This is a genomic window from Nitratireductor sp. ZSWI3 (genome assembly GCF_024655565.1).
In the GTDB taxonomy this organism is placed as follows: Bacteria; Pseudomonadota; Alphaproteobacteria; order Rhizobiales; family Rhizobiaceae; genus Nitratireductor.
The window spans coordinates 1-6,952 of sequence record NZ_JANKOF010000151.1; the positions used below are offsets into that span (position 1 = coordinate 1).

The window sequence follows — 6,952 nt, forward strand, 5'->3', positions numbered from 1 at the left end:
CGGCCGAGCCGGCCGATCCGCCGCCGGCGCCACCGCCCCCACCCACTGAAGCCGCTCCCGTACCCACACCGGGCGGAACGGCCACACCGCCGACGCCCGGAGCCACCCCGGTCATTGCCGAGGTCGTGCCGCTCTACCGCATCGAGGTGCCGACCTATGCGGTCGTACCGCCGGTCGCCCATCATCTGGCGCTGTCGACGCTCGGCACGTTCCACGAGCGCCGCGGCGAGCAGGCCCTGCTCCAGGGCGGCGGGTGGTTGCCGACGAGCTGGGCGCGGGTCTTCGGCCAGAGCGCCGAGATGGGCTGGGGCGGCACCGTGTCGCCCAGCTTCGACGGCAGCCTGTTCGGCTTCCAGGTCGGGCAGGACGTCTTCGGCTGGGAGTCGGGAAACGGCCATCACGACCGCATCGGCCTGTTCATCGCCCACGCCAGCATGGACGGCGACGTGAAGGGCCAGGCGCTCGGCTGGAACGGCCTTGCCGTCGGCGACATCGACGCCAGCGGCACCAGTTTCGGCGGCTACTGGACCCACATCGGGCCGCGCGGCTGGTATCTCGATGCGATCCTGATGGGCACCTGGTATGGCGGCGACGCCACGTCGAGCGGCGATATCGGCATAGACATCGACGGGACCGGAATAACCGCCTCGCTGGAAGGCGGCTATCCCTTCGCCCTGACGCCGCAATGGACCCTGGAGCCGCAGGCGCAGCTCGTCTGGAACCACCTCTCGCTCGACGACCAGCGCGACAGGTTCTCGTCGGTCTCCTTCGATGCCGACGATGTGGTCACCGGTCGGCTCGGCCTGCGCTTGCAGGGCAATTTCGAAACCGGCATGGGCATGATCCAGCCGTATCTGAAGGCCAATCTCTGGCACAATTTCTCCGCCGACCAGACGATCAGCTTCGACGGCAACCCGATCGTCACCGAGATCGACGGCACCTCGCTCGAGCTCGGCGGCGGCATCGTCGCGCGGCTTTCGGAAAAGGTCAGCCTGTTCGCCACCGCCGACTACACGACCGATCTCAGCGGCGAAAAGACGGAGATCTTCGAGGGCAATCTCGGCCTGAGCGTCAAGTGGTGAGGGCCGATATGTATGATTCAGAAGCAGAGCCCCTGGCATCCGAGGAAAGCTCTTCGGGCGCCAAGGACAGGGGAAAATTGTGCCTGAACCGGACGGCGCTCTACGAGCTGGTCTGGTCAAAGCCGATGACGGAGATCGCCAGGCTCTACGGCGTTCGCAACGATCACGTGGCAAAGGCGTGTGACCGGCACGACGTTCCCAGACCGCCCACCGGCCACTGGCAGAAGCTCACCTACGGCAAGCCCACCGAGCAGCCTCCGCTGGTCAGCGACAGGTTTGCCGGTGATTTCGTTGTGGCCATATTGAGGGTGGACCGATAGAGCCCTGGCCGGTGTTTGCCCGAAGGCGCGGAAGGAACACAAGATCGCCGAACATTCCGGCTTCGGTGTTGGCCTCGCGGGCGGAGGGCCTGCGACAGCTTGATCAGGCGGCGGGAGGGCCATCGAGGCATGCCGTCACCGTTTCGGTGGCGGCTCGATAATCCGCAACCGGGAGGATCGTCATGAAAGCACTGATCGCAGGAGCCGGCATCGGCGGACTGACCACCGCCCTGTTTCTGCATCGGGTGGGGATAGAGGTCGAGATCTTCGAGCGGGCCGAGACGCTGCGCGAACTCGGCGTCGGCATCAACATGCTGCCGCACGCCGTCGGCTTGCTGGCGGATCTCGGCCTGATGCCGGCTCTCGATGCCGCCGGCATCCGCACGCGCGAGCTCGTCTATGCGAATCGCTTCGGCCAGGTCGTGTGGCAGGAGCTGCGAGGCCTCGAGGCCGGTCACGACGTGCCGCAGATCAGCATCCATCGCGGCAGGCTGCTGGGGCTGATCCACAAGGCCGTGGCCGAGAGGCTCGGCAGCGGAGCCGTCAAAACCGGATGCCGTGTCGAGAGCTTCGAGCAGACCGCAGACGGAGTTCTGGTGCACCTTGCAGGGCATGACGGATCGACGAGCCAGGCTCGCGGCGACCTGCTGATCGGTGCGGACGGCATACATTCGGCCGTGCGGGCGCAGCTTTATCCGAACGAAGGGCCGCCGATCTGGAACGGCGTGATGCTGTGGCGCGGCGCGACACGATGGCCGACATGGCGCGACGGCCGCACCATGGCGATCGCCGGCGGCAATTTCGCCAAGTTCGTGTTCTATCCGATCGAGGAAGATCCGGGCGACCCGGGGACACGCCTGACCAACTGGGCGGTGATGGCGCGAACCGACGAGAGCGCGTCACGGCGCTTTTCCCTCGGCGATTGGAGCCGGCCCGGCATGCTCGCGCAGGTCCTGCCGTTCGTGCGCGACCGCTTCCGCCTCGATTATGTCGATCCTGCAGAGATCATCGAAGCGACGGGCGGCTTCTTCGAATATCCCAATTGCGATCGCGAACCCCTGCCCCGCTGGTCGTTCGGACGGGTGACGCTGCTCGGCGATGCCGCGCATCCCATGTATCCCGTGGGCTCGAACGGTGCCAGCCAGGCCATTCTCGATGCGGAGTGCCTTGCCGGCCGGCTGGCCGCGGGAGAGACGATCGAAGCGTCTCTTTCGGCCTATGACGACCAACGCCGGCCGGCGACGGCCGCCATCGTGCACGCCAACCGCCAGGGCGGGCCGGAAGCCGTCATCGACATGATCGAGGCACGGGCGCCGGACGGCTTCGACGACATCGATGCAGTCGCTTCATACGAGGAGCGAAAAAGCGTTGTCCGCGGCTATGCTTCCATGGCCGGATTTGCGGGGCCGAAGCAGGGCGAAAGACGATAGGCCGCCCGCGCCGGCCCGGTCGGCCCTCACCGCCGACGGGTCGCTCGAGGGGAGGCTACTTGTCGTGACGCTCCACCCGGTCCACCGCCCCCACGTCGAGCAGCGGCGCCGCGTCGAGCGTTCCGGCGTTGAGCATGGCGCCGACCCGCTCCAGGGCGGCGACGATCATCGCCTGCTCCCAGTCGGGCAAGGCCTCGAACTGCGCCGAGAAGGTCTTCTGCAGGGGATCGGGCGCCGCTTTGAGAAGCGCGCGGCCTGCCTCCGTCGGTGACACCCAGACGACTCGCTTGTCGCGCTCGCTGCGGGTGCGCGTGACGAGCCCCCGCGCCTCCAGCTTGTCGACCAGCGATGTCGCGGTCGCCTGGCCGACGCCGGCCTTGCCGGAGATGTCCTTCGGCGTCGCGCGCCCGGCCGCGGCGACGATCTCCAGCACGATCAGTTGCGGCGTGGTCAGACCCGTCGCGCGCGCCAGCGTCCGTGCGTTGAGCTCCGTCGCCCGCAGGATGCGACGAAGCGCGATCAGGCTCGTCTCGGTGCGATCTTCCATACCGCCGTTCCCCACTTCCGTCTCGTCTGGCGCGGTTCTGTGGCGCGCGCTCTCCTCCAGCAGGGATAGCAGACAAAAAATAATTTGATTAGCGAATAAAATTGACCTCAAGAATCCATACAGAGCATGGGTTTACGAGCGATATCGCCTGCAAACTGATTCAGGTGGTTGAAAAATCCTTCGATAGTCATAGTATCTGGCGGCTGAACGAGGAGACCAATGACCATCGAAGACATCACGCTGGTGCGCAAGCGAACGCCCGACATCACCTACCGTCCCCCGCGCACACGGGACGGTGCGAGCATCTGGCGGCTCATCGGATCCTGCGAGCCCCTCGACAGCAATTCCCTCTACTGCAACCTGCTCCAGTGCGACCATTTCGGCGACACATGCGTGGTGGCCGAAAGGGCCGCCGACGCCGCCCTGGTGGGCTGGATTTCGGCCTATCTTCTGCCCGACGAGCCGGACACGCTCTTTGTCTGGCAAGTGGCGGTGGATCGGCGCGTGCAGGGGATGGGCGTCGGCAAGAGGCTGCTGTGGGAACTCCTGCAGCGCGAGGCCTGCGAAAGCGTCGACCGGCTGCAGACCACCATCACCGCCGACAACAAGGCGAGCTGGGCCCTGTTCTCCTCGCTCGCCCGGGCCTGCGGCGGCGCGCTGGGCCACGAGCCCTATTTCCGCAAGGATGCGCATTTCGACGGCAGGCACCCCACCGAGCACATGGTGACGATCGATCTGGCGGCACATGCCGCCGCCCCCGATCGTCCATGGACCACAGCCCGCAACGGCGCCTGGGTGCGCGGCGACGACGCCGCCTGAGCCGCCCATCCCGCCACGCCCCGAAAATCAACCGAAGGAAAAACCATGACGACCGTCACGACGGACGACAAACAGATCTTTACACGACGCGAATCCGAGGCGCGCAGCTATTGCCGCAGCTTCCCGGCCGTGTTCGTGAAGGCCGAGGGCGCAACGCTGACCGACAAGTCCGGCCGCGTCTACATCGACTTCCTGGCCGGCTGCTCGACGCTGAACTACGGCCACAACGACCCGGACATGAAGAGAGCGCTGATCGAGCACATCGAGCGCGACGGCCTTGCGCACGGGCTCGACATGCACACCGATGCCAAGGCCGAATTCCTCAAGACCTTCGAGCGGCTGATCCTGCGCCCGCGCGACATGGACCACCGCGTGATGTTCACGGGTCCGACCGGCGCCAACGCCGTGGAGGCGGCGCTGAAGGCGGCCCGCAAGGCGACCGGCCGCCAGAACGTCATCGCCTTCACCAACGGCTTCCATGGCGTGACGCTGGGCGCCCTGGCCGCCACCGGCAACGGCTATCACCGGGGCGGCGCCGGCGTGCCGCTGCAGCATGTCACCCACATGCCCTATGAGGGGGCGATGGGCGACGAGATCGACACCGCCGATCTCCTCAATCGTCTTCTGGCGGAGCCTTCCAGCGGAGTCGAAAAACCCGCCGCGATCCTGCTCGAGACCGTGCAGGGGGAAGGCGGCCTGAACGCGGCCTCGCGCGACTGGATACGGCGCATCGGCGAGATCGCCCATGCCCATGGAGCGCTGCTGATCGTCGACGACATTCAGGCCGGCTGCGGCCGCGCCGGCCACTTCTTCTCCTTCGAGGAGATGGGCATCTCGCCGGACATCATTACCCTTGCCAAGTCGCTTTCGGGCTACGGGCTTCCCTTCGCCGCCATGCTGGTGAAGCCGAAATACGACGTCTTCGGACCGGCCGAGCACAACGGCACCTTTCGCGGCAACAACCATGCTTTCGTGACCGCGCGCGTGGCGCTGGAGAAATTCTGGGCGGACGATGCCTTCCGGGCGGCGATCGCCGAGCGCAGCGACTATCTGGAACAGCGGCTGCGGAAGATCGCCGTCGCCGTTCCCGGCGCCCGCGTCAAGGGTCGCGGCATGATGATGGGCGTCGACGTCGGCTCGGGCGATACGGCCGGCGAGATCTGCCGCCGTGCTTTCCGCGACGGCCTCGTCATCGAGACGTCCGGCGCCCATGATGAGGTGGTCAAGGTGCTCTGCCCGCTCACCATCGACGAGGAAACCTTTGCGCGCGGCCTCGACATCCTGGAAGCCGCCGCCATCGAAACCGTCAAGAACGCAAGGATAGCAGCGGAGTAACGATCATGATCGTCAGAGACCTGAACGAAGCGAAGAACACCGAACGCCATGTCTTCTCGGACGGCTGGGACAGCGTGCGGCTGCTCCTGAAGGCGGACGGGATGGGTTTTTCCTTCCACATCACCACCATCCACGCCGGCGCCGAGCTGCACATGCATTACAAGAACCACCTGGAATGCGTCTACTGCGTTGACGGCACCGGTTCCATCGAGGATCTCGCCACCGGCAGGCTCCACCCGATCCGCCCCGGCGTCATGTATGCGCTCGACAAGCACGACAAGCACATCCTGCGCGCCGATGCCGATAAGCCGATGGTCATGGCCTGCGCCTTCAACCCGCCGGTGAGCGGCAAGGAGGTGCATCAGGCCGACGGCTCCTACGCCCTCGAAGACGCCTGAGGCGGCCCGTCAACACCGAAACCCCAGATCAGGAGACGACCATGACAGCAATATCCGAGGAACAAGACCGAAGTCGGGACCCGTATCCGAGCCGCCTGCCCGAGGAGCGCTTTCTGCCCCGCAAGGACAAGATCGTCTGGAGCCAGTGGCGCCCCGATGCACCGCTGACGGCCCAGCAGGCGGACCGTTTCGACCGCGACGGCTTTCTGATCCTGAACGACGTCTTTTCCGCCGCGGAAGTCGAGGCGCTCAAGGCTGAATCGGCGGCGCTGCGCGGCGGCGAGCGTCCGCTGATGGAGGGCAGCGTCATCACCGAACCCGGCTCGGACGAGGTGCGCACCGTCTTCAAGCTGCCGGAGCAGAGCCCGCTCTTCGATCGGCTGGCGCGCGACCGCCGCCTCGCCGGCATCGCCAGCTTCCTGCTCGGCGACGACGTCTATGTCCACCAGTCGCGGCTCAACTACAAGCCGGGCTTCACGGGCAAGGAATTCTACTGGCACTCGGATTTCGAGACCTGGCACGCCGAGGACGGCATGCCGCGCATGCGCGCCGTCTCCGCTTCGCTGCTCCTGACGGACAACGACGCGCTGAACGGTCCGCTGATGCTGATGCCCGGCTCGCACAAGCACTTCGTCGCCTGCGTCGGAGCCACGCCGCAGGACAACCACAAGTCGTCGCTGAAGAAGCAGGAGGTGGGCGTGCCCTCGCACGCCGCCCTGGCAAGGCTTGCCGAGGCCCACGGCATCACCGCCGCCACCGGCAAGGCCGGCACGCTGGTCTTCTTCGACTGCAACACGATGCACGGCTCGAACGGCAACATCACGCCATTCTCGCGCTCCAATGCCTTCTTCGTGTTCAACGCGGTCTCGAACAGGCTGGAAGAGCCCTTCGCCGCACCGAAGGCACGGCCGGACTTCCTCGCCGAACGCGGCAAGCCGGCGGCGATCGAGATCGCGAACGGCAAGCTGGCCTGAGCGAAGAGAACAGGGCCTGCCGGCCTCCCCGCCTTCGGGCGGGGAGG

At 66.3% G+C, this 6,952-nt stretch carries 8 protein-coding genes; 7 read left to right on the forward strand and 1 reads right to left on the reverse strand.

Features of this window, described 5'->3' with window-relative positions:
• From NUU27_RS24360 to NUU27_RS24370, 3 genes are all read left to right on the forward strand, one after another.
• Positions 1–1,082 (forward strand): autotransporter domain-containing protein (locus NUU27_RS24360; RefSeq protein WP_257764891.1); only part of this gene is annotated, 1,082 nt, incomplete at its 5' end.
• An 8-nt stretch (positions 1,083–1,090) separates the two neighbouring features.
• The gene (locus NUU27_RS24365; RefSeq protein WP_257764892.1) at positions 1,091–1,402 is read left to right on the forward strand and encodes a hypothetical protein; all 312 of its coding nucleotides are present in this window, start codon (positions 1,091–1,093) and stop codon (positions 1,400–1,402) included.
• Positions 1,403–1,584: 182 nt separating this feature from the next.
• Positions 1,585–2,832, forward strand: a complete 1,248-nt coding sequence (locus tag NUU27_RS24370) for a flavin-dependent oxidoreductase (RefSeq protein ID WP_257764893.1) — start codon at positions 1,585–1,587, stop codon at positions 2,830–2,832.
• Positions 2,833–2,887: 55 nt separating this feature from the next.
• On the opposite strand, the gene NUU27_RS24375 is transcribed toward NUU27_RS24370, so the two are convergent.
• Positions 2,888–3,379 carry a MarR family winged helix-turn-helix transcriptional regulator gene (locus NUU27_RS24375; protein WP_257764894.1) on the reverse strand — a complete coding sequence of 164 codons (492 nt, stop codon included), beginning with the start codon at positions 3,377–3,379 and terminating at the stop codon, positions 2,888–2,890.
• 219 nt (positions 3,380–3,598) lie between these two features.
• Between NUU27_RS24375 and ectA the strand changes: the two genes are divergently transcribed.
• Genes ectA through thpD form a run of 4 tightly spaced genes read left to right on the forward strand, consistent with a single transcriptional unit; the run spans position 3,599 to position 6,905 of the window.
• Complete coding sequence (gene ectA / locus NUU27_RS24380; RefSeq protein WP_257764895.1) at positions 3,599–4,198, forward strand: diaminobutyrate acetyltransferase; 600 nt, start codon at positions 3,599–3,601, stop codon at positions 4,196–4,198.
• A gap of 45 nt (positions 4,199–4,243) precedes the next feature.
• Positions 4,244–5,533, forward strand: coding sequence for a diaminobutyrate--2-oxoglutarate transaminase (gene ectB / locus NUU27_RS24385; RefSeq protein ID WP_257764896.1), 1,290 nt, complete (start codon positions 4,244–4,246; stop codon positions 5,531–5,533).
• Between the two features lie 5 nt (positions 5,534–5,538).
• Positions 5,539–5,931, forward strand: coding sequence for an ectoine synthase (locus NUU27_RS24390; RefSeq protein ID WP_257764897.1), 393 nt, complete (start codon positions 5,539–5,541; stop codon positions 5,929–5,931).
• A gap of 41 nt (positions 5,932–5,972) precedes the next feature.
• A complete protein-coding gene (gene thpD, locus NUU27_RS24395) occupies positions 5,973–6,905 on the forward strand; it encodes an ectoine hydroxylase (RefSeq protein ID WP_257764898.1) in 933 nt (310 codons plus the stop codon).
• Positions 6,906–6,952 lie beyond the last annotated feature (47 nt).

Excerpts from the sequence above, each read along its gene's own strand:
- NUU27_RS24365 (WP_257764892.1), top strand. The coding sequence starts at position 1,091 with ATGTATGATTCAGAAGCAGAGCCCCTGGCATCCGAGGAAAGCTCTTCG.
- NUU27_RS24370 (WP_257764893.1), top strand. The coding sequence starts at position 1,585 with ATGAAAGCACTGATCGCAGGAGCCGGCATCGGCGGACTGACCACCGCC.
- NUU27_RS24375 (WP_257764894.1), bottom strand. The coding sequence starts at position 3,379 with ATGGAAGATCGCACCGAGACGAGCCTGATCGCGCTTCGTCGCATCCTG.
- ectA (WP_257764895.1), top strand. The coding sequence starts at position 3,599 with ATGACCATCGAAGACATCACGCTGGTGCGCAAGCGAACGCCCGACATC.
- ectB (WP_257764896.1), top strand. The coding sequence starts at position 4,244 with ATGACGACCGTCACGACGGACGACAAACAGATCTTTACACGACGCGAA.
- NUU27_RS24390 (WP_257764897.1), top strand. The coding sequence starts at position 5,539 with ATGATCGTCAGAGACCTGAACGAAGCGAAGAACACCGAACGCCATGTC.
- thpD (WP_257764898.1), top strand. The coding sequence starts at position 5,973 with ATGACAGCAATATCCGAGGAACAAGACCGAAGTCGGGACCCGTATCCG.